Raw genomic sequence first — 18,095 nt, 5'->3', positions numbered from 1 at the left:
GTAGGTGCGAGGGGTTTTTCTGTTTGGTGGGCAATTTTGATTTTTTAAGAGGCTTATCATTTTTGCCCACGAATTGCCCACATCGGCACGCCCTACGACTTCTGGCAGACGATTAAAAACGGGCTGTATCTGCTTACAGGGTTGCCGATCCGTGATGCGCCTCATCGTTTGAATTGCTCGGAGACAGTGGATCGAATGTTTGCTTCCGCAGGCATTAATTTAACGCCTGATGAGTTGGGGAAAGTAACACCGGGAGATCTGGTTAAATCCAACCATCTCTTAAAAATCGCATAGCTATTTTCATGGGGAGCTGCTAATTGCGGCTCCTTATCTTTTGCCCCCAGGGGGTTAGGAGGATGCAGGTATGGACTTTGCAACATGGACACCTTTCAATCACGGTAGCAGCCGCAATCAGTGGAATCCTGCTTGGGGGGGCAGGGCGTTCAAGGGCAATCAATCAGGATATCGCACAGCAGGCGAGCGCTGGCGCCCTTCAACGGGCGGATATCGAGTTTATTAAACGTGGGGTAGATGATATCCGCCTTGATCAGAAAGCGCAAGGGAAACTGTTCGACGAACTGAGCGAACGTGTAACTCGCGTGGAAGAGTCTACAAAGCAAGCGCACAAACGGCTTGATCGTCTCGATGACGAGAACTAAATCTTGAAAGGTGGATGTTCAGTATGAAAGAAACGGACCTGTTGGCATTAGCCAACGAATACTTGTTGGATGAAGTATTGATTGTTGTAGTCGCGCTCCTGTTTATTGGCGTGATTCTAAAGAAAATACCGAGGGTAGCTGACTGGCTGATTCCATGGCTTCTGACCGTAAGCGGCGTTGGACTAGCCTGGGGAGTTATGGGAGCCATTAGTGTTCAAGCAACGATTCAGGGTATTCTTGCTGCTGGGATTGCAACACTGGGGCACCAGCTTTGGAAGCAGACATTTGTGAAAAGGGAAGGTGATCAATAATGACCCAGCAAGAGTTTATCGCAAAAATCGCGCCTGCAGCTGTTGCCGATATGAAAAAGACACGGGTACCAGCCTCGCTGACCATTGCCCAGACGATCTTGGAAAGCAAGTGGATTAACCATCAATGCCAACAACCTGTTTGGTATCAAAGGAACTGGCACCGCGGGCAGTGTTAACATGCCGACTACGGAGTATGTAGGATCGACCCCAATTAAAACAAGCGCGGAATTCCGGAAATACAATAACTGGGCCGAATCGATTGCCGATCACTCAGCCCTTATCCTGAACGGTACAAGGGACAAACCTACTCGATACCATGGCGTCCTTGGGGCTGATTACAAGATAGCCTGCCAGAAGATCAAAGAAGGCGGGTATGCGACTGATCCGACCTATCCAAAGAAACTGATCAACTTGATCAAAACGTATAACCTTCACCAGTATGATGTCGATAAGTCTGGCAACTCTGTGGATAAAGAACAACCAGAATTAAAGCTGGAGGAATTGGAGCGCGAAGCAGGCTTGAAGGCAATTGACAGCCTTGCTGCAAAAGGATTGCTAAACGATCCTGACAAATGTAAACAGAGGCTAATAGACAATCCGAAAGGCGTTCTGGAGGAATTGCCGTGGTTAGTCTTTACGCTACTTGACCGAGCAACAGATAAAATGCTTCTGCAAGGGGTACCGCCAACAAAATGCGGACTAAGCCCCGTTTGATCAAAAAAGGCCGGTATCCTGTACGCTAAGGATTACCGGCTATTCCTGTTATGGCTACTTCATTTGTGTTCCCACAGTGGTTTGATTTAGGGCCGAACGGAGACCATGAACTAAAAACTTTCATCTAATAGGAAAGATTAACCTCTGTCCATTAATGATAAATATTTATGTACAACGGCTTGAGCGAGACAAGTTGATGAATCAATAAAGGAAATATCATTGGATTTTTTATCTGTAACAACATTTAAATCTGTACATGCAATGATAGCGGTATCAATCGTTTCAGCTAATTCTGAATAGAATTCATCCCATAATAGAAGGGACTCATCGATTTGACCTTGTTTAATCTTTGCTATTATTTGATTCACGCAGGTTTGCCAACGATCTTGATGTAAAAAATCATAACCTTCTCTCACTAAAGCATCTTGAAATATTCCAGACTGAACCGTTGGATTGGTGGCTAAAAGAGCTACCTTTTTTGAGTTTTTTGGTATTTCCCTTATTGTTTCATCAATCATGTTTAATATGGGAACTGAAACTGAGTTGTTTATTTGGTTAAAATAGATATGTGCCGTATTACATGGGATGGCAATAAAATCAACATCTGTTTTTTCAAGTCTGCGAGCCCCATTAATAATTGCCATTTCCATGTCCGTATGGTTGAGAGGTTTATCAATGTAGAAAGGCGTTGGACATGAATAAATCATCATGTGAGGGAAATCAATGTCATTTATTGCTCCATATATCTTTTGGCACTGGTCTACTACTTTATCTACAAATGGCCCAGTAGATTTTGGACCCATTCCTGCTAATATTCCAATCATAGTTGTACCCCCTAAAATAAAGTCACCATCTTCTCTATAACTTTAACATAAGTATCCAATTTTCTTCTATGTGCTTAAGTACATCATGCATAACTGGACCGACGAGCAGGCAACTCAAATCTTGCGAAGTTGTTGGGAGGCGACGGCTCCTGGCGGTCGGGTGCTCATCATGGACCCAGTTCTCCCTCCTGGAGATACGCCTCATACAAGTAAATTAATGGATGTCCTTTGAATGGCGATCTACGAAGAGGTCGAGAACGTACGGAAGAGGAATTCCGCCGATTGCTGGCTGGGCCTGATTTACGGTTTAATCGCGTCATCGATACCGGTTGCTACGTTTCGATCGTAGAAGCTGTGACCAACTGAGACTCGAATCAAGGAGACTTCCCAAGACGATCAGCCTTTCACAAGGCCCACTTACCATGTTCTCGGCGGGATGTCCAACGAAAAAACTACTGCAAACATTGGATTGTTCTGTACAGAAGCGGAAGCACAGGCTGCAGGATATCGGAACGTAGTGGTAAACAACCCGCCTCCACATTAAAAGGAAACGGGTTTTCATTAGTACATGTCTAGCTAAACATATAGATGAGTTTTAAGTTACTTGCGTGTTCCCGTTTTGTTCGCATATAATACAAACAAACGTTCTTGTTTCTTCGGGGTGGTTACTTTGGCCTTGTCTGACATCGAGCGGAAGGTATTAAGAGTGATCGGCAACTATTCGGCAGGACGAAGAAGGACGCCAACTGTAGATGAACTATGCATCAAGACAGGTCGTGATAGAGGCGGAATCATGACAATACTCGATGCTCTCACGAAAGAGGAATACATTGAGTGGCATAGGTCTGAGCCCGATCAGATGGAAGTGTTCGAAACTTGGGAAAGGAACGGTGTATTGAAATGGCCTCTAAGATAGAAAATCCTTTTTCGATGCGTTTTTTGCTACCAGATCAACGGACGATGTATTTACAGATGAAGGAAGACGATAAACTCGTACCCATGCCTATACTTGTGCAGGATGAACTTGAATCGTTTCATTACCAAACTCAGAGACGCCGGACGAGAAAATTATGCTGTTGCGATTACTTGGTGGAAACGCAAGAAGAAAAGCATCGGAACTACTTGTAGGATGTGGGGAAAAGTTGAGCGGATAGATACGAATATTAGAAAGGTAAAGCTGCTTACAGATGAAGATGTTCAATGGATACCAATGGATACGATTATCGATGTTAGCAGTTAGGAGGTTCAATAGATGGCAAAGTCAACCACACCAAAAAGACCGACTCGGGATGAACTTGAATTAGAAGAATTGGGAAATCAGCTCGTTGAAGCAAAAGACGATGGCGACGAAAGAGCGCTAACTGTTTGGGGATTCCCTGAAAAAATCCGAGGGCGGATCATCGTTCTTGATTCGCGTACAAGGCTGGTTCATGTGGAGGAAAACGAAACAATACGGAAAATCCCCTTTCTGGACATCATGAAGGTGAGTTACGAGTAATTACCAGCGCATGTCTCTCTAGGTATTGATACAATTATATCGGTGATGCTATATGGGGTACCTTCGGCATAACGCGGAATTACCTTGATTGACAACTATTACTTAAAAAAAGGAAAACGCCTCGAATAATCGGGGCGTTTTTTGTATGTATAGATTATTTTACTGAATCCTTTAGTTCTTTACCTGGTTTAAACGCAGGCATCTTACTCGCAGCGATTTCAATTTCTTCTCCAGTTTGAGGATTACGACCCTTTCGAGCAGCTCGCTCCCGCACTTCAAAATTGCCGAATCCAATAAGGGATACTTTGTCCCCTTCTTTTAGCGCATCTGCAATAGCATCTAATATAGCATCTACCGCTTTTGTAGCATCTTTCTTAGTTAATTCGGAGGTTTCAGCGACTTTTGTAACCAGTTCAGTCTTATTCATGAAAACACCCTTTCCTCAAGATATCCTCATTTTACTAGAAAAATAGAGGGAATGTAAGTGTTTGGGGAACATTCGTTTGTGGTATCTGTGATTAATAGCCTGAAAAACGACATACCAGAATGTATCGAAGAGATTGCTAATCTATAAAAAAGAGGCACCTTCCTGGTTTATAGGAGGTGCCTCGTCGTGTTATTTGGTATATTCCATCACCTTAAAGGATTGAATCTTACTGAAAGCTACATAATCTTATCTATAAGTAAATGGCCCCTTATTAAAAACATGTATGTTTCTTTGCCGCGTCTGTCTGCACGGCCATTATACCAGGTGATGAAGTCCTTTACTTCAAATGCAGTTAGAATCAAAGGCAGGTTGTTTTTTTATTTGCTCTATGATGACCCGTGTTCCTGTGTTTAACGGATATCAATCTGACTTTTTATAGATGTCTGGAGGAATTGCGAAAAGTTCAAGCCAGCTTCTTCTTTAGTCTGCTTCAAACTTTTGGGCAATTTTTCGACATTGATTTGGTTGCTTCTACATCTCGGTATGGTGGCATTTAGTTGCCGAGGATACCAATGGGTATAGGTTGAATATTTAGAAAATATAAATTTTGATGAATCGACATTTAGTGACAAAGTGTAAAATATATAGTAAAAATATACAAATCAAGGAGGTAGTTTAAAAGCATGAAAAGAATATTGTCAGTAATATTGGTAGCTTCTCTAGTATTTACTTATTCTGGAGGTGCTCAGGCTGCAAGTCATAATACAAAACTATTGTCGGAACAAAGTGAAGAGCTCAATCACTTTTTCTCAGAAACAAAAGATATCTTTGGAGAAGATGGCGAAGTCATCGGTGAAGAAGTCATAAATGTTTTTAGAAAAGTAGAAGTAGATGAAAATGATACAAAGAAGGTTACAATCACTAAACAAGTAGAAGAGAAATATATTGACGATCGCGATTCAATCAAGAGTGAGAAAACATTTGAACTGGAAATCACAAGCGATGGAAAGTATTTTATTAATGGAGAAAAATTAAGCGAAAAATTTTTACAATCTCCTGGATACGAAGAAAGTAACAACGAGAATAAATCTTCAAAGAAACTAAAGGCAGAATATGATGGTCAATCGGGTGGGATATTCAACATTTGCTCTTACGACGAAATTAATAAGCGCTATTATTAATTAGTTGCAACGCCTGATGCTGATGACTATCTGGAAAGGGGTAAAGGAAAGCGATTAACGAAGTATTCTTATAATGATGAAAACGTAAGCGATTTTAAAAGGTATTGTGATAAAGTAGAAGATGCTAGGGGCGATTTAAGAGAGGCTCAAGCTGAGTTAGCTGTAGTTATAGGTGTTGCTTTGGTAACGTGGGAAATGATACTTCCTTTAATTGCTGAAGGGGCAGCAGGTGCTGTTCTTGCTTACAAAATCTATGATTCCAGTAAATCTGGAAGAGAAGATTTAGAAACTGCATATAACATACTAAAAAATGATATTACTCCATACTAATTAATGTTAAACGATCCGCAGTTAAGTAGTTTTTCTGCGGATCGTTCTTAGATTATAATTATTTTTGGAAGGATATCGGCTAATACTTAAAGAGAAAGGATGGTCAGTCAATATTGTAGCCATCATATTTGTCGTATGCACCTTGTTGTTTTTACTGCTCGTATCATTGTTAATTTTCAAAAAAAATAAGAACCAAAAAGAAATATTTGCTTATATTGTATTGGCTCTAATAATGTTACACCAAGCCATCGATTCGTTTGGGAAAATGAACCAATGATATCATTAAAACGAAACTATAAATAAAATCCTTGCTGAAAAAAAGTTTATTTTAGCTGGCTAGAAAACAACCCGTCCCTGTTTTGAGGAGACGGGATGTTTTGTTAATACCTGTCCATGTAGTCAGCCAAATATACGAAATGCTTTCCTCCACCAATCATGTAGCCCTTGAGTTTCTCACGGAACACTCTGTCAGCAAGTGCCAACTCAACAACAAACGCTTGGGCACTTCCTAGCGACCTATTCCGTTTCGCTCGACCTGAAATAACAGATTTTCCATTATTCCAAAAAAGCGGTTTTGTGATAGAAGCGGTAGGAGTTCGCGATTCTGTTACCAAACAAGCATGAGAGAAAAGGCCATATATTATAAAGCAAAATCCACACAGGAGCTTGGATTACCCCTAGGTGCACTTAATTTGAAGAATATCGAGATTTGTGTTTGCCCACTATTTTGCCCACGAAAATTTGAAAAGGCTTTGATGCCGTTTGAAACAACAGTAGGTGAAACTGTTGATATTATGCGCTTTCCAGGGAGTATTAAAACTGATCGAAAGCCAAGGATATGTTCCGCACACGCGTTCACGACTGGGAGCGCGAGCAATACATGACTGCTTACTAATAAGCGAAACCCCTTGTGCCTGTAGGTGCGAGGGGTTTTTCTATTTGGTGGGCAAATTTGATTTTTTAAGGGGTTTTACATTTTTGCCCACGATTTGCCCACTATTTTTTTCTGAGTACACACTTTCCATGTAGCTTTCAAACTTGTCCATGTTGTCTAATTCAATTTTCTTTGAGATGTGTGCATATACATCCGAGGTGATCTGGATGCTACCGTGGCCTAAACGTTCTTGGATGTATTTCATATCAGTTCCAGTTTCTAATAACAGCACTGCGTGAGTGTGTCTCAGAGAGTGAATAGGGATAGAGGGAATGTTCAATCGTTTAAGTGTACGTGAGAAAGCGTTAAAGAGAGACGATTTAGGGACGATATTACCATCGTCTCTGGTTAAAACGAGATTCAAATCGTGGTGATAAAGTTCGTTTAAAGCCAGCTTTTTTTGGTTCTGGTATTTCATGTGTTGCTTTAGATCATCAGCTAATGTTTTGCTCATACGAATAATTCTAGTTGAGTTGTATGTTTTTGTATCGCCAAATAGCTCACTTTTGTCTTTTGCTTGAAAGTCCAGTGTCTTGTTAATACTTATCGTCATATTCTTAAAATCTATGTCCGACCACTGTAAAGCTCCTGCTTCCCCTTTACGCATACCAGTTTCAATTAGCACTTTAAAAAATAGCCAATAAATGTAGCCGTAAAGGTGTACCGCTTGTAAAAATCGGGGAATGTCACTTGTCTCCATAAATTTTAAACCGGTCTTATTTTTTTCGCGACCCTTGATGGTAACACCGCTGCAGGGGTTTTTCTCGATCTTATTCAAAGTCAAGGCTTTTTCCATTGCGTTGTTTAGAGTTGTGTGGATCAATTCGATAGTTCGCTTACTGTAGTCTTTATCTTCTGCAAGGTGATTTATAAATTTTTGGTACATAAACGGTTTTAATTCTTGTAACATGATTTTTTTGAAATATGGAACAATATGGTTTGAAATGTTTCGGCTGTGTAATGTAAAGGTATTTTTACGCACTGTGTCTTTTTTGTACTCATCTAACCAAATCATAAGAAAATCTTGGAGCGGTAGATCCTTTTGCTCGTATCCCTCCAACAAGCCGTTTTCAAATTCAGTGGCTGCGATTTGTGCTTCTTTCTTAGTTGCAAAACCCCCTTTTGTTTTTTCTTTGTACTCCTGAGTGAAAGGATCAGTGTACTTTAATCGATACTCCCATTTTTTTCCTCGCTTTCTGAAACTCGCCATAACGTTTTCTCCTTACATTTAGAATGTAAAAAAAGCGCATCCGATTGGGTGCGACTTTTTATTGATGCCTTTTTTGAAGCAAAGTAACAATGTAATTGCTCAAGCTTCTGTTTTCATTTTTCGCTTCTTCTTCCAGTTTCTTTTTTAATTCTACAGGCATGGTTATAAGTGCTTTAGTAGTTTCTGATGACATGATATTCACCTCCTATCCAAAGTATAAACAATCTAATATAGTATTGCAATACTGTGAATCTATGTATATACTTTGGATATCTAATAGATATAAAGGAGATATCCATATGGATAAGAGCATGCTTTTAGAAATGCAACCTTTTAGTTATTTTGCTTCAAAAAGGGACCTAAGACAGTCTATCAACGAACGGGTAAGGAAATTAAGAAACAAGCTTACTCCATCAACTTTGTGTGTTCTAGATGTATTAAGGTTACGATCGATGAAAGTTTTAGGAGTCGCATACCTAAAAATCGAAACAATCATTGCTTTAACAAAAGTAAGCCGGGCAAGTGTGGAAAGGGCGATTAGGAAGTTGGAGCAGGAAGGGATTATAAAACGTATCTTTACTTCCAGAAAAACAGGGCTCCAAGGGGCGAACATTTACTATTTTTTACCCTTGAATGACGGGGTTGAAGTGACGGGGTTGGACAAGCCTAAAACGCCTGAAATATCAAAGGTTGAGGCTTCCAATCAGGAATCTAATACAGGGATTTTTAATACTCCAAAAAGACCAAAAGAAACTAAGAAAAATAACGTAAACGGAACGCATCTCGCAAAAGACAGCTCTGTAATTCCTTCTTACATCCCGAAAGAATTCGCTAAGTTGATCCAGCAAGGATTTTCATGCGGAAGAGTAATCAAACAGTTCTGGGGCAAGGTGGTGATGTTTAAACGCGCTACAGGGTGGACTCGTAACGAGAACGTGTTGCCAATTGCTGCCAATGCCTGGGAATACACCAAGATCGAGTACAAGAGGGATAAAAAAGAGTGGGAGCTTGATCGTTTCCTGAAATGCTTCTATGGCACGATGAAGCGGATCGAAGAGAAAAGAGTCGAGGAATATGCTGCTTTGTGGGTGTGATTTCTTAAAAAAATTTTCTGATACAATAAAATTTTGTTAAGGAAAATGTTATACTTGTTAGGTGAAATTTACTTTTATTAACGATCGATCTAAAAACTGGTAAAAGCAAAAAGCCAACGGGGTACGATTGGCCACGAACCTTTCGTACTCTTTACCACCAAGACCAGACCTTGGTGGCGGGCCGAAACCGCTTTCCGTCGACATAAACAATATTTTACAGCTTTGAACAGGATACAACAAGTGGTACAAATTCGGTTTATTACTTAAATCCTGCCATCATAAAATTGGTGTAAGGCTTTTGCTTCTCAAAGGAGAGAAGTAATAAATGCTATATCATAAACGTAAACAATTCGGGCTGTTATTGAAGAATCTGAGAAATGATCGAGGATGGAACCAGGACAAACTAGCCGAAGAGTTGGACGTCTCAAGACAAACGATTGCAAACACAGAGCGAGGCCAAAATGTCCCGAAAGCAAAATTTGTAGAACACGCTTTTCAATTGTTTGGTTCGGAAGAGTTAATCAGGCATTACATCAGTATACAAGAGGACAGGAAAGAACTTATGGCATTGGCCGATGCTGTTGTATCAGATCAATACCATCCTGTTATTAATTCAGTCATGAAACAGGTAATCAAGGAGTCTTTAAAGACTAACGATCTTCACGCTATTTTCTCGACGTTATTCCAGATGATCATGTGGGAATTGAAATTCAAAGGGAAAGTGAATCGCCGTAAAAACGATTGGCTGATTAAGGTAACGCAATATCTTGATCCAGACCCAGAGGCTTTCTTTGAAATGATTGAAAAGCTTTACCATCATTCACGTGAGTCCAGTAACTTCTCTGCTTTTATTACGATTACCGAGGGCATAAAATGCAAGGTAACACTAGGGAATAGTCGCCTGTCACAGATTCTTTGTTACCAAGCCAATGCGTATTTCTACTCTGGTAATATTCGAAAAGCTTACAAAGTATCATCAAAGGCACTGGACACTATGAACGGTGAAGTATATAAGCATACAGCCTTTGCATACCATCGGCACGCCCTGATTTGCATGCAACAAATTGAATTCGAAGAAGCTCTTGAGGCCGAACTGGTCAGTCTTAGTCTCCTGAAGCCAACTGAATATCACCATTCGATTGTTAAAGCAGGGCTTGCTCGTTTGTACTACATGAACGGGGATTATGGTAAAGCGAACGAGTATTGGGAAGATGTATTCACAAAGTATGATGTACTCGATCCGGCTAGGGCGCATTCGTTAAATGACATGATAATGATGGAAATCAAACTGGGTAATCTGGAACAAGCGCACGCTAAGATCGTCGAATGCGATAGGCTCTTAGATCGCGCAAAGAAAAACAAATGGCCACATTACGATGTAGAAAGTATGCTTTTGAGAAGAAACAAAATTATGCTTGAAGCAGTCGAGACTGGAAACTTTCTCTCCCCAGAAGTAGGGAATATTCTTCAAGAACTTAACAACAGCTATTTAAGAGACGAACGTGAGCTAACAAAAAATTTCGTCCTAGAGAGAATGTTTTTATCTAGTAGAATATAGGTATCTCGGAAAAGGAGGGGTTATTATGAAAAAGTTACTTGTTGTACCTGTTACGGCTTTGATGTTGGCACTTGGGGTGTTTAGTGGATCAGCTCTTGCTGGACCACCTGAATGGGCACCGGCACAAGGAGATCCGGTGCTGGTGCCATCTAGCAATGGGAATATTGTAGCTCTTAGCGGCCCACCAGAGTGGTAAGGGTTTCGGTGAATCTAAACATAAATGTAAAGTGATTTACAAATTTTGGAGAAAAAAGTTGTAGCACTTTACAGAAAAAAGAATTTGACTGGTATAAAATAACGTTAGGCATATGAGCCTGGCGTTATTTTTGTTATAGGACTGGAAACAGTTGCAAAATGTGCAAGATACTCACACAATCAAAAGAGAACAAGTGTTCGAAAATAGGGGGATTAGTGCATGGAGAATGTAGCGACACAGTCAGACAAGACTAAGCTCGAAAAACTCAATTACATAGCAACGACCTGTACACCGGAACAGATAAATGAATTATATAAAGCATTTCTGGAATATTCCCAGAAAACGAAATAAAAAAAAAACCGCCCGATTAAGGGCGGTTTTGTGCTTTTGTTTGAAGCGTCCACATGGCAAATTCGAGAAACTTATCTTGTTCGCTTGGGGCCATCTTGGCTAAAACCTCATTAAGGGTTTTGCTGCTAGCAATCATGGCTTCTAAACCTTTGATTGGAGTCCTATTATCTGTCCTGCCTAACATATAGTCTGTACTTACGTGAAAAAATTCAGCAAATCCGATAAGCATATCAAATGTGGGTGTTCTGGTTCCACGCTCATATCCAGAAATAGTTACTTTCCCTACCCCAAACGTTTCGCCAAGTTCCTCTTGAGACATATCCTTTTCCATTCGTAACGAACGCAATCTTTCCCCGAAGAGATTATCCATTAGATTACTCACCCTTATATCATCATATCCCTATTTTAATCAATGTGTTAGCGGACTGCAAACAAAAAAATTGGCATTTTAATAAAATTATAGTTGACTGTAAGCGATTTGCTAACTTATATTAAAAGAACGAAAGCGAAATGCTAACAAAATTTAAATCAAGATAGCAAATTGATAACTGGATGTGATGTTATGCATAACAGAATTCGAGAGTTGCGAGAGAAAAGGGGGTTAAGGCTAGAAGCTCTCGCCAAATTGGTCAATATCTCAAAGGGTTATATGTCCCAAATTGAAACTGGGGCACGCGGGAAAAAGATTTGTTATCCACTTCTGACAAGAATCGCGACCGCTTTGGAAACTACAGCAGAATACTTAATGAATGGTGAAGCGAATGACCAAGAAGCTGAACAAATCGGTTCCAGAGCAGGGCATTGAATACGACAAGCGTGGACGTCTGATGTACCATCCAGACTTTCATCCTAATCAGGGAAAACGATTTACGGATGATGAGACAGCCTACCTTTGTAAATTCTATGAAACTGACTCTTTGAAATCCTTATCACTGGCCCTTGGTCGCCTAGAAAGGTCGCTAGAGTACAGAATCGCATACCTCAAGAAAGCAGGGCTTTTCGATTACTACAGGGTCAAATGGGATCGCCAATTAACGCTTAAAGAAGGGAGTGAATATTATGAAAAAGCTAGTAGCAGTAGATGTAAATGAACAAGAGATAAGAAATATGTGCCGAGAAAAGATTTCGGAATTGATCAAGGAAGTTGATGCAGAGTTGGTGTTTTGGGATAAGAAAGAGCTATTACGTAGAACCATGATGTGCTGGCCCACTATTCTTAATCAGTTCTTTTACGATCCTAGATTCCCCAAACATAAAATCGGCACTAAATGGTACTTCCCAGCTAGGGAGACTAGAGAGTTTTTAACTCAGTGGTTATCCGAACAACCAAAGCATTGATTTTTTTGGTGGACAAGTTTCAAACAGGGGAGGTAAACCGTGTGAGCAAGCTGATTCTCAATCCTGAATACGGTCTTTACGAACGTAATGGTCAGGCATTTTGCAGCAGTCGGCAAGTGGCTGTGGAGTTCGAAAAAGAGCATAAGAATGTCCTTCGCGATATCGAAAATCTGGATTGCAGTGAAGGATTTAGACGGCTCAATTTTGAGCAGTCCTCCTACAAGAACGAGCAGAACAAGAAACAACCCGAATATCTCATGACGAAAGACGGATTCACCTTTCTGGCTATGGGGTATCGCGGAGCAAAAGCAGCTCGTTTTAAAGAAGCTTACATTCGACGTTTTAACGAAATGGCGGCATTCATTCAATCACTGCAAGCAACCAAGATTGAATTTCCGGCGTTTACGGATGCGATCATGTCAGCACATGAAGAGCCGAAACATTACCACTTCTCCAACGAGATAAACATGATCTACCGGATTGTATTGGGGATGGATGCAAAATCATTCAGGGAGCAAAATGGACTCGCTAAAGGTGAGGTCATTAAGCCTTATCTATCCTTGGCGCAAATTCAAGCCATCGAGACATTACAGCGTGTGGATATCGGCCTGATCATCGCAATCCCTGAATACGACCAACGTAAACAGATGCTTGCACAGTATCTTGACCGGATGAAGTTGAAACGAATTGCGTAATGGACAAGCCTGGGAGGAGGAGAGTGGGAATGGATGAAAAACGTATTCGCAAGATTGTTCAGGAGGAAATTGAAAAAGGAAAAGTGGGCGCAAGTAGCACCACGCCCATTGGACAAGCAACAAACGAGTTCATGGATTTGATGAAACGCCACGATTTAACGTTTCGTGAAGCCACGATGATTTTCCGAGATGCAAGGAATCGGCTCTGGCCGTCACTGGAAGATCGGGATTAAACTCTAATCCACTCAGATAGATCCGTAGGGGCATCAAGGACTTGACCGTCGAGTCTGTCCCATGCAGAACAGCCAGTTACATGCATATAAACGTTATCCGCAGCAGATTGAGCACTATCGTGATGGTCATAAATAGTTTGACCAATTTGTAAAGCGTATTTTCCAACTCTCTTATCAAAGTAGATCAACATTACGCCGACACGGCTGTTGTAACGAAACATAAGAGTACTCCTTTCTGTAACGATTTGGTAAGTCTGGACAACTTCCAAATTCGACAAGAAGGGTTGAAATCCTACAAATTAATATCCTGATCGGAGGGACAAGAGCAATGGGCAAATTTACACCTGTTTTTAAAGAACTGGAAATGGAAGTCACCAAAATACTCAATAAGCTGACTGCAATGGGCATACGTGCCACGATCCTGAGCGATACGGTCAGAGCGGTGTCGGAAGAAGTTTACACTCGTACCGTGTTGATCGCTGATTCAATGGGCTTGCATACGGTGCATCAGTTTTGTCATCAATCACCAATAGGTAAGGTCGATGGGTTTGGTCTTAGCGTGAATTGTGTAGGTGTTTCAGATGTTAGAAAGTATACGCGGTATTTGGATGGTGAGGGGGTATGAGGTACGACTTTGATTCTGCGATTAACCGAATAGCAGAACTTTGGAGAATCTACCGTTCTCTGCGCGATCAGCCAGCTGACGGAACTTGGGACTGGTGGATTGTTAATGAAGTAAACGAGCTGGAAAAGGAAATGGCCACTGCTCGCAACAGTGACCAATTCAACACTCAAACAAACTTGAATAGTCCTATCCTACCACAGTTACTTGAGGGTGGACAAGCACTATGACACGAGCTGCTGCAGCCTTTGTCATTGAATCGGATGAGCTGGGATACACGCAATGATCTTGTATCTAACTGAAATTACAGGAGGAATAGGGATATGAAATCAATAGGCGTTGTAAGAAAAATCGATCCTTTGGGACGAGTTGTTTTGCCAATGGAGTTGCGTAACACCCTTGGTCTTCCGGAAGGGACTCCAATGGAGTTCTTCGTGAACAATGACCAAATCATTATTAAGAAGTATGTGCCTGGTTGCGCTTTGTGTGGGAGTGTTGAGAACGTTCAACCTCACAAGAGCGGAAAATTGGTTTGCAAGGCTTGCCTGTGAAACGCGGGCTTCGGCCCTGCGTGCAGCTGATAGAAAAATGTCAGTTGCACGGAGGTTCGAACCTCCAAATACATAGCGAGGTCATCGGGATCAGTCAGCGGAGCTGTACGGCTGGCAGAGAGGTTGGGCTGCTGGCGGCCTCGCAATCAAATAGTGAGGGGAGGTGAATGGGGATGGATGAACAGCAGATCATGCTGCACTTTCAAGAGATCATTGAAGGTTTCAAGTTACACATTGATAAAGTTGGCGTTGAAGATAACGAAACTATTAAAAAGGCGCTCCATGAGGACTTAGATCAATTGTCTTATGTGGTTAACGAAATGAAAACCCGCTTGGAATCAAACGGGTCCTAATGATTACGAAAAATTTCCTCATTGTAATGCTTTCGATTTCTCGGATATGTTAAATACCCAATTTATTGCTGCTTTATCTTTTACCTTAAATCCGCATTTAAGCATTGCACCTTTGAAGGCACCGTTTCCAACGTAATAACCGCCTGTTTTCTCAAAAATGTGCTTCAAGCCATAGGAAGTATGGCGGGTATTGAAAGACTCAATGGGGTCGAGGTTAGCTTTGATCCAATCTGTTAAATGGGATTGTTGACCGAGAGTCAAATAGTCAAAAGCTTCTGGTTGGTTATACAGCTCTTTACCCGTTTCACTGGACAATATAATTCACTCTCTTCTTTAAAAATTGGTATGTCTGGACCATTTCGACAAGAGGGATGGAAAATCCTACAAAACGAAGGAAGACCCAGCGCGGGAACGCTGAGTCCGAAACAAAACACATTTGATTGCCACCATTGTATATCGATGGAGGTCCAAAAACAAGGAGGTAAACATGAACGTAAACATCACCATCCAAGCTCCCGAGCTGGTAAGTGCCATTCAAGCCCTGGCTCATTCGATCACGGGGAATCAGTTGATCGCCGCAGCAACACCACAAGCTGTTCCCACATTCACGCCGCAACCTGCCGCCGTACCACCTTTTACGCCTGTACCAGCACAAACTGTTCAAGATTATTACCAGCAACCGCCGCAAATTGTACCTCCAGTACCTCCGACGTACCAACCGGAGCAAGCTGTACCGGTAACACCATCTGCAGCTCCACCAGTAGTACCCGGGGCAGTTCCTGGCGTCAATCCTGGAGCAGTCCCTACCGAAGCACCGACTTATTCGATTGATCAATTAGCAGTAGCAGCTACTCAACTAGTAGATGCCGGGCGGCGCGAAGAACTTGTCCAACTGCTTTCCGCTTTCGGTGTACAAGCCCTGACAGCTCTCCCTAAAGAGCAATTCGGCGCGTTTGCGACTCACCTTCGAGCCATGGGGGCGAAAATATGAGCACTGTAAGGCATGAGGAGCGTTCACACGCGCTCCTCTCCGCCAGCAGTTCACATAGGTGGCTTCACTGCACCCCGAGCGCGAGGATCGAGGAGACACTTCCTGACACGACATCAAGGTCTGCGGCAGAGGGAACGCTGGCGCATGAGATTGCAGAGCTAAAGCTGCGGAAGTACTTCATCGAACCCATGGGGGCAAGAACGTTCAATTCACGTTTAAAAAAGCTCAAGGAGAAACAGTTCAACGGTGAGCTGGTGTACGAGGAAGAAATGCTTCGGCATACGGATACCTACCTTGAATACGTGCAGGGAATCGTCCACGGATTCAGCAGTCCGCCGTACATTGCAATTGAAAAACGGATCGACTACAGCATGTATGCACCCGAAGGCTTTGGAACTGGCGACTGCAATATAATCGGCGGCAACACGCTACACATCGTAGATTTCAAGTACGGCAAGGGTGTTGAGGTGTCTGCAGTTGATAACCCGCAAATGAAGCTATATGCGCTGGGCGCATTCATTGAATATAGCATTCTGTATCCGATTGAGAATGTCCATCTTGCAATCGTGCAGCCTCGCTTGAACAACATTTCTGAATACCAAATGTCGATCACAGACTTACTGGCTTGGGGAGAGAGTATCAAACCAGTGGCGCAAATGGCTTTCAATGGAGAAGGATCGTTTGTGACAGGCGACCATTGCAAGTTCTGCCGTGCTAAAGCAGTTTGCAGGGCACGAGTAGACGCGCATATGGCTCTCGAAGAGTTCAAGATGATGAAGCCGCCACTGATTTCTATTGAGGAAGTAGGACTCATCCTCGAAAGGGCGCGGAATCTGGCTTCTTGGGTGAAACAATTGAACGATTACGCATTGGCTGAATGTTTAAAAGGGAATGACGTTCCTGGTTGGAAAGCGGTTAATGGTCGTGGTGGAAGAGAGTATAACGACATTGATGCAGCTTTCGCCCACCTCGAAGCCAGTGGGATTGACGGGGCTATGTTGTTTGAACGTAAGCCGCTGACAGTTGCCCAACTAGAAAAGGTTCTCAAACCAAAGCAGTACAAAGAGCTCTTACTGGAAGCCGGGCACGTCAAGACGATTCCAGGCAAACCGACACTCGCGCCATTAAGCGATAACCGTGAAGCGATTAAACGTATAAGCGCAAGCGATGACTTTAAATCCGAGGAGGAACCAAAAAATGAGTAACCAAGACCCAAAACGCGTTGTAACCGGAAAAGTGAGACTGAGCTATGTTCACCTGTTCACACCACGGGCCGGATTGAACGGCGGCGAGCCGAAATTCAGTGTTACGCTTCTGATTCCTAAATCTGATGTGGCGACGAGACAACGTATCGATGCTGCTATTGCTGCGGCGATTCAAGAAGCCACAGGGACTAGATGGAACGGTGTACGTCCTCCAATGGTTGCAACACCGATCCATGACGGGGATGGAGTAAAGGCTGATGGCACTCCATTCGGTGAAGAATGCCGGGGGCATTGGGTTATGACAGCATCCACTCAAGCAGACCGAAAGCCAGATGTCGTCGATATCAATTTGAACCCGATCATTAACCAGTCCGAAGTCTATTCTGGAATTTATGCGCGTGTGTCCATTCGATTCTTCGGATATCTCAGCCAGGGCAAGAAAGGGATCGGTTGCGGACTGGGTAACGTGCAAAAGCTTGAAGATGGTCAGCCGCTTGGTGGCGGAGGCGCTTCCGCCGCATCCGATTTCGGCATCTTGGCAGATCACGCGCCGTCTGTACCAGCGTATCAACCGCCAACATATCCGCCACAAGGGTACGGAGCTCCACAGCAACCTTCGGTCTATGGTCAGCCTCCTGCATACGGCCAGCCGCAAGGGTACCCTCAACAGAGTTACATGCCTCCAGCGCCACCTGTACAGCAACCGACGGGCTATCCACCAATGCAGCAGGGGTATGGTCAGCAACCTCCAGTAGCGCCACCGACTCAGTTTGACCCGATTACAGGGAAACCGTTTAGCGGCGGAATCATGGGACTGTAA

General features: G+C 42.6%; 28 protein-coding genes and 1 pseudogene. 22 read left to right on the top strand and 7 right to left on the bottom strand.

Going from position 1 to position 18,095, the window contains the following annotated elements; genetic code table 11:
- The first annotated feature begins 356 nt into the window (after positions 1-356).
- The 3 genes and pseudogenes from HP401_RS33595 to HP401_RS33585 all read left to right on the top strand — a co-directional run bounded on the left by HP401_RS33595 (position 357) and on the right by HP401_RS33585 (position 1,684).
- On the top strand, positions 357-659 hold the full coding sequence (locus HP401_RS33595; protein ID WP_173606786.1) for a hypothetical protein: 303 nt from the start codon (positions 357-359) through the stop codon (positions 657-659).
- Positions 660-682: 23 nt separating this feature from the next.
- Positions 683-970 carry a phage holin family protein gene (locus HP401_RS33590; RefSeq protein WP_173606785.1) on the top strand — a complete coding sequence of 96 codons (288 nt, stop codon included), beginning with the start codon at positions 683-685 and terminating at the stop codon, positions 968-970.
- Positions 970-1,684, top strand: a pseudogene (locus HP401_RS33585) (glycoside hydrolase family 73 protein). The gene HP401_RS33590 and the pseudogene HP401_RS33585 overlap by 1 nt, the downstream one beginning before the upstream one ends.
- A gap of 137 nt (positions 1,685-1,821) precedes the next feature.
- On the opposite strand, the gene HP401_RS33580 reads toward HP401_RS33585, so the two are convergent.
- On the bottom strand, positions 1,822-2,508 hold the full coding sequence (locus HP401_RS33580; RefSeq protein ID WP_064202658.1) for an aspartate/glutamate racemase family protein: 687 nt from the start codon (positions 2,506-2,508) through the stop codon (positions 1,822-1,824).
- A gap of 70 nt (positions 2,509-2,578) precedes the next feature.
- Here HP401_RS33580 and HP401_RS35745 point away from each other — a divergent pair, with 70 nt between their 5' ends.
- From HP401_RS35745 to HP401_RS33565, 3 genes are all read left to right on the top strand, one after another.
- Complete coding sequence (locus HP401_RS35745) at positions 2,579-2,740, top strand: methyltransferase (RefSeq protein ID WP_375140438.1); 162 nt, start codon at positions 2,579-2,581, stop codon at positions 2,738-2,740.
- The gene (locus HP401_RS33575) at positions 2,737-2,874 is read left to right on the top strand and encodes a hypothetical protein (protein WP_173606783.1); all 138 of its coding nucleotides are present in this window, start codon (positions 2,737-2,739) and stop codon (positions 2,872-2,874) included. The genes HP401_RS35745 and HP401_RS33575 overlap by 4 nt, the downstream gene beginning before the upstream one ends.
- Before the next feature lie 886 nt (positions 2,875-3,760).
- Positions 3,761-4,006 carry a YolD-like family protein gene (locus tag HP401_RS33565; RefSeq protein WP_173606782.1) on the top strand — a complete coding sequence of 82 codons (246 nt, stop codon included), beginning with the start codon at positions 3,761-3,763 and terminating at the stop codon, positions 4,004-4,006.
- Positions 4,007-4,160: 154 nt separating this feature from the next.
- On the opposite strand, the gene HP401_RS33560 is transcribed toward HP401_RS33565, so the two are convergent.
- On the bottom strand, positions 4,161-4,433 hold the full coding sequence (locus HP401_RS33560) for an HU family DNA-binding protein (protein ID WP_173606781.1): 273 nt from the start codon (positions 4,431-4,433) through the stop codon (positions 4,161-4,163).
- Positions 4,434-5,116: 683 nt separating this feature from the next.
- Between HP401_RS33560 and HP401_RS33555 the strand changes: the two genes are divergently transcribed.
- Positions 5,117-5,614 carry a hypothetical protein gene (locus tag HP401_RS33555; RefSeq protein WP_173606780.1) on the top strand — a complete coding sequence of 166 codons (498 nt, stop codon included), beginning with the start codon at positions 5,117-5,119 and terminating at the stop codon, positions 5,612-5,614.
- Positions 5,615-5,794: 180 nt separating this feature from the next.
- The gene (locus HP401_RS33550; protein ID WP_173606779.1) at positions 5,795-5,944 is read left to right on the top strand and encodes a hypothetical protein; all 150 of its coding nucleotides are present in this window, start codon (positions 5,795-5,797) and stop codon (positions 5,942-5,944) included.
- A gap of 935 nt (positions 5,945-6,879) precedes the next feature.
- Here the strand turns inward: HP401_RS33550 and HP401_RS33545 are convergent.
- Together HP401_RS33545 and HP401_RS33540 are read right to left on the bottom strand one after the other, a co-directional pair.
- Positions 6,880-8,088, bottom strand: coding sequence for a site-specific integrase (locus HP401_RS33545; protein WP_173606778.1), 1,209 nt, complete (start codon positions 8,086-8,088; stop codon positions 6,880-6,882).
- 58 nt (positions 8,089-8,146) lie between these two features.
- Positions 8,147-8,281, bottom strand: a complete 135-nt coding sequence (locus HP401_RS33540) for a ribbon-helix-helix domain-containing protein (protein WP_173606777.1) — start codon at positions 8,279-8,281, stop codon at positions 8,147-8,149.
- Positions 8,282-8,387: 106 nt separating this feature from the next.
- Here HP401_RS33540 and HP401_RS33535 point away from each other — a divergent pair, with 106 nt between their 5' ends.
- The 3 genes from HP401_RS33535 to HP401_RS33525 all read left to right on the top strand — a co-directional run bounded on the left by HP401_RS33535 (position 8,388) and on the right by HP401_RS33525 (position 10,936).
- Complete coding sequence (locus HP401_RS33535; RefSeq protein WP_173606776.1) at positions 8,388-9,182, top strand: Fic family protein; 795 nt, start codon at positions 8,388-8,390, stop codon at positions 9,180-9,182.
- Positions 9,183-9,507: 325 nt separating this feature from the next.
- Entirely contained in the window at positions 9,508-10,740 is a 1,233-nt protein-coding gene (locus HP401_RS33530; protein ID WP_173606775.1) for a helix-turn-helix domain-containing protein, read from the top strand.
- A gap of 25 nt (positions 10,741-10,765) precedes the next feature.
- Positions 10,766-10,936, top strand: coding sequence for a hypothetical protein (locus HP401_RS33525; protein WP_173606774.1), 171 nt, complete (start codon positions 10,766-10,768; stop codon positions 10,934-10,936).
- A gap of 367 nt (positions 10,937-11,303) precedes the next feature.
- On the opposite strand, the gene HP401_RS33520 is transcribed toward HP401_RS33525, so the two are convergent.
- Complete coding sequence (locus tag HP401_RS33520; protein ID WP_173606773.1) at positions 11,304-11,657, bottom strand: helix-turn-helix domain-containing protein; 354 nt, start codon at positions 11,655-11,657, stop codon at positions 11,304-11,306.
- A gap of 192 nt (positions 11,658-11,849) precedes the next feature.
- Here HP401_RS33520 and HP401_RS33515 point away from each other — a divergent pair, with 192 nt between their 5' ends.
- The 4 genes from HP401_RS33515 (at position 11,850) to HP401_RS33500 (ending at position 13,553) form a co-directional block, all read left to right on the top strand.
- Positions 11,850-12,092: a helix-turn-helix domain-containing protein gene (locus tag HP401_RS33515; protein WP_173606772.1), complete on the top strand. Its 243-nt coding sequence runs from the start codon at positions 11,850-11,852 to the stop codon at positions 12,090-12,092.
- 254 nt (positions 12,093-12,346) lie between these two features.
- Positions 12,347-12,625, top strand: a complete 279-nt coding sequence (locus HP401_RS33510; RefSeq protein ID WP_173606771.1) for a group-specific protein — start codon at positions 12,347-12,349, stop codon at positions 12,623-12,625.
- A gap of 41 nt (positions 12,626-12,666) precedes the next feature.
- Positions 12,667-13,320, top strand: coding sequence for a Rha family transcriptional regulator (locus tag HP401_RS33505; RefSeq protein WP_173606770.1), 654 nt, complete (start codon positions 12,667-12,669; stop codon positions 13,318-13,320).
- A 29-nt stretch (positions 13,321-13,349) separates the two neighbouring features.
- Positions 13,350-13,553, top strand: a complete 204-nt coding sequence (locus HP401_RS33500) for a hypothetical protein (protein WP_173606769.1) — start codon at positions 13,350-13,352, stop codon at positions 13,551-13,553.
- Here the strand turns inward: HP401_RS33500 and HP401_RS33495 are convergent.
- Positions 13,550-13,774: a hypothetical protein gene (locus HP401_RS33495; protein WP_173606768.1), complete on the bottom strand. Its 225-nt coding sequence runs from the start codon at positions 13,772-13,774 to the stop codon at positions 13,550-13,552. The genes HP401_RS33500 and HP401_RS33495 overlap by 4 nt on opposite strands.
- Before the next feature lie 107 nt (positions 13,775-13,881).
- Between HP401_RS33495 and HP401_RS33490 the strand changes: the two genes are divergently transcribed.
- The 4 genes from HP401_RS33490 (at position 13,882) to HP401_RS33475 (ending at position 15,079) form a co-directional block, all read left to right on the top strand.
- Positions 13,882-14,178, top strand: a complete 297-nt coding sequence (locus HP401_RS33490; protein ID WP_173606767.1) for a hypothetical protein — start codon at positions 13,882-13,884, stop codon at positions 14,176-14,178.
- Positions 14,175-14,405 carry a hypothetical protein gene (locus HP401_RS33485; protein ID WP_173606766.1) on the top strand — a complete coding sequence of 77 codons (231 nt, stop codon included), beginning with the start codon at positions 14,175-14,177 and terminating at the stop codon, positions 14,403-14,405. The genes HP401_RS33490 and HP401_RS33485 overlap by 4 nt, the downstream gene beginning before the upstream one ends.
- Before the next feature lie 93 nt (positions 14,406-14,498).
- Complete coding sequence (locus tag HP401_RS33480; protein WP_173606765.1) at positions 14,499-14,726, top strand: AbrB/MazE/SpoVT family DNA-binding domain-containing protein; 228 nt, start codon at positions 14,499-14,501, stop codon at positions 14,724-14,726.
- 173 nt (positions 14,727-14,899) lie between these two features.
- The gene (locus HP401_RS33475) at positions 14,900-15,079 is read left to right on the top strand and encodes a hypothetical protein (RefSeq protein ID WP_173606764.1); all 180 of its coding nucleotides are present in this window, start codon (positions 14,900-14,902) and stop codon (positions 15,077-15,079) included.
- Positions 15,080-15,097: 18 nt separating this feature from the next.
- Here the strand turns inward: HP401_RS33475 and HP401_RS33470 are convergent, their stop codons facing one another.
- The gene (locus HP401_RS33470; RefSeq protein WP_173606763.1) at positions 15,098-15,394 is read right to left on the bottom strand and encodes a hypothetical protein; all 297 of its coding nucleotides are present in this window, start codon (positions 15,392-15,394) and stop codon (positions 15,098-15,100) included.
- Between the two features lie 172 nt (positions 15,395-15,566).
- On the opposite strand from HP401_RS33470, the gene HP401_RS33465 reads away from it, so the two are divergent.
- From HP401_RS33465 to HP401_RS33455, 3 genes are read left to right on the top strand one after another with little or no spacing between them, the layout of a single operon-like run.
- The gene (locus tag HP401_RS33465; RefSeq protein WP_173606762.1) at positions 15,567-16,070 is read left to right on the top strand and encodes a hypothetical protein; all 504 of its coding nucleotides are present in this window, start codon (positions 15,567-15,569) and stop codon (positions 16,068-16,070) included.
- On the top strand, positions 16,067-17,275 hold the full coding sequence (locus HP401_RS33460; protein ID WP_173606761.1) for a DUF2800 domain-containing protein: 1,209 nt from the start codon (positions 16,067-16,069) through the stop codon (positions 17,273-17,275). The genes HP401_RS33465 and HP401_RS33460 overlap by 4 nt, the downstream gene beginning before the upstream one ends.
- Positions 17,268-18,095 (top strand): DUF2815 family protein, encoded by an 828-nt coding sequence (locus tag HP401_RS33455; RefSeq protein ID WP_173606760.1) that lies wholly within the window; start codon positions 17,268-17,270, stop codon positions 18,093-18,095. The genes HP401_RS33460 and HP401_RS33455 overlap by 8 nt, the downstream gene beginning before the upstream one ends.

It is taken from the genome of Brevibacillus sp. HB2.2 (assembly GCF_013284275.1).
GTDB classification, from domain to species: domain Bacteria; phylum Bacillota; class Bacilli; order Brevibacillales; family Brevibacillaceae; genus Brevibacillus; species Brevibacillus brevis_D.
The sequence above is the reverse complement of the archived record's forward strand: the minus strand, read 5'-3'. Positions and strand labels throughout refer to the sequence as shown.

What these genes read in the sequence shown, in the direction of transcription:
- HP401_RS33555 (WP_173606780.1), top strand. Translation starts at nt 5,117, where the DNA reads ATGAAAAGAATATTGTCAGTAATATTGGTAGCTTCTCTAGTATTTACT.
- HP401_RS33485 (WP_173606766.1), top strand. Translation starts at nt 14,175, where the DNA reads ATGAGGTACGACTTTGATTCTGCGATTAACCGAATAGCAGAACTTTGG.
- HP401_RS33520 (WP_173606773.1), bottom strand. Translation starts at nt 11,657, where the DNA reads ATGGATAATCTCTTCGGGGAAAGATTGCGTTCGTTACGAATGGAAAAG.
- HP401_RS33480 (WP_173606765.1), top strand. Translation starts at nt 14,499, where the DNA reads ATGAAATCAATAGGCGTTGTAAGAAAAATCGATCCTTTGGGACGAGTT.
- HP401_RS33580 (WP_064202658.1), bottom strand. Translation starts at nt 2,508, where the DNA reads ATGATTGGAATATTAGCAGGAATGGGTCCAAAATCTACTGGGCCATTT.
- HP401_RS33460 (WP_173606761.1), top strand. Translation starts at nt 16,067, where the DNA reads ATGAGCACTGTAAGGCATGAGGAGCGTTCACACGCGCTCCTCTCCGCC.
- HP401_RS33495 (WP_173606768.1), bottom strand. Translation starts at nt 13,774, where the DNA reads ATGTTTCGTTACAACAGCCGTGTCGGCGTAATGTTGATCTACTTTGAT.
- HP401_RS33515 (WP_173606772.1), top strand. Translation starts at nt 11,850, where the DNA reads ATGCATAACAGAATTCGAGAGTTGCGAGAGAAAAGGGGGTTAAGGCTA.
- HP401_RS33490 (WP_173606767.1), top strand. Translation starts at nt 13,882, where the DNA reads ATGGGCAAATTTACACCTGTTTTTAAAGAACTGGAAATGGAAGTCACC.
- HP401_RS33530 (WP_173606775.1), top strand. Translation starts at nt 9,508, where the DNA reads ATGCTATATCATAAACGTAAACAATTCGGGCTGTTATTGAAGAATCTG.
- HP401_RS33475 (WP_173606764.1), top strand. Translation starts at nt 14,900, where the DNA reads ATGGATGAACAGCAGATCATGCTGCACTTTCAAGAGATCATTGAAGGT.
- HP401_RS33465 (WP_173606762.1), top strand. Translation starts at nt 15,567, where the DNA reads ATGAACGTAAACATCACCATCCAAGCTCCCGAGCTGGTAAGTGCCATT.
- HP401_RS33500 (WP_173606769.1), top strand. Translation starts at nt 13,350, where the DNA reads ATGGATGAAAAACGTATTCGCAAGATTGTTCAGGAGGAAATTGAAAAA.
- HP401_RS33560 (WP_173606781.1), bottom strand. Translation starts at nt 4,433, where the DNA reads ATGAATAAGACTGAACTGGTTACAAAAGTCGCTGAAACCTCCGAATTA.
- HP401_RS33590 (WP_173606785.1), top strand. Translation starts at nt 683, where the DNA reads ATGAAAGAAACGGACCTGTTGGCATTAGCCAACGAATACTTGTTGGAT.
- HP401_RS33595 (WP_173606786.1), top strand. Translation starts at nt 357, where the DNA reads ATGCAGGTATGGACTTTGCAACATGGACACCTTTCAATCACGGTAGCA.
- HP401_RS33535 (WP_173606776.1), top strand. Translation starts at nt 8,388, where the DNA reads ATGGATAAGAGCATGCTTTTAGAAATGCAACCTTTTAGTTATTTTGCT.
- HP401_RS33525 (WP_173606774.1), top strand. Translation starts at nt 10,766, where the DNA reads ATGAAAAAGTTACTTGTTGTACCTGTTACGGCTTTGATGTTGGCACTT.
- HP401_RS33545 (WP_173606778.1), bottom strand. Translation starts at nt 8,088, where the DNA reads ATGGCGAGTTTCAGAAAGCGAGGAAAAAAATGGGAGTATCGATTAAAG.
- HP401_RS33510 (WP_173606771.1), top strand. Translation starts at nt 12,347, where the DNA reads ATGAAAAAGCTAGTAGCAGTAGATGTAAATGAACAAGAGATAAGAAAT.
- HP401_RS33565 (WP_173606782.1), top strand. Translation starts at nt 3,761, where the DNA reads ATGGCAAAGTCAACCACACCAAAAAGACCGACTCGGGATGAACTTGAA.
- HP401_RS33455 (WP_173606760.1), top strand. Translation starts at nt 17,268, where the DNA reads ATGAGTAACCAAGACCCAAAACGCGTTGTAACCGGAAAAGTGAGACTG.
- HP401_RS33540 (WP_173606777.1), bottom strand. Translation starts at nt 8,281, where the DNA reads ATGTCATCAGAAACTACTAAAGCACTTATAACCATGCCTGTAGAATTA.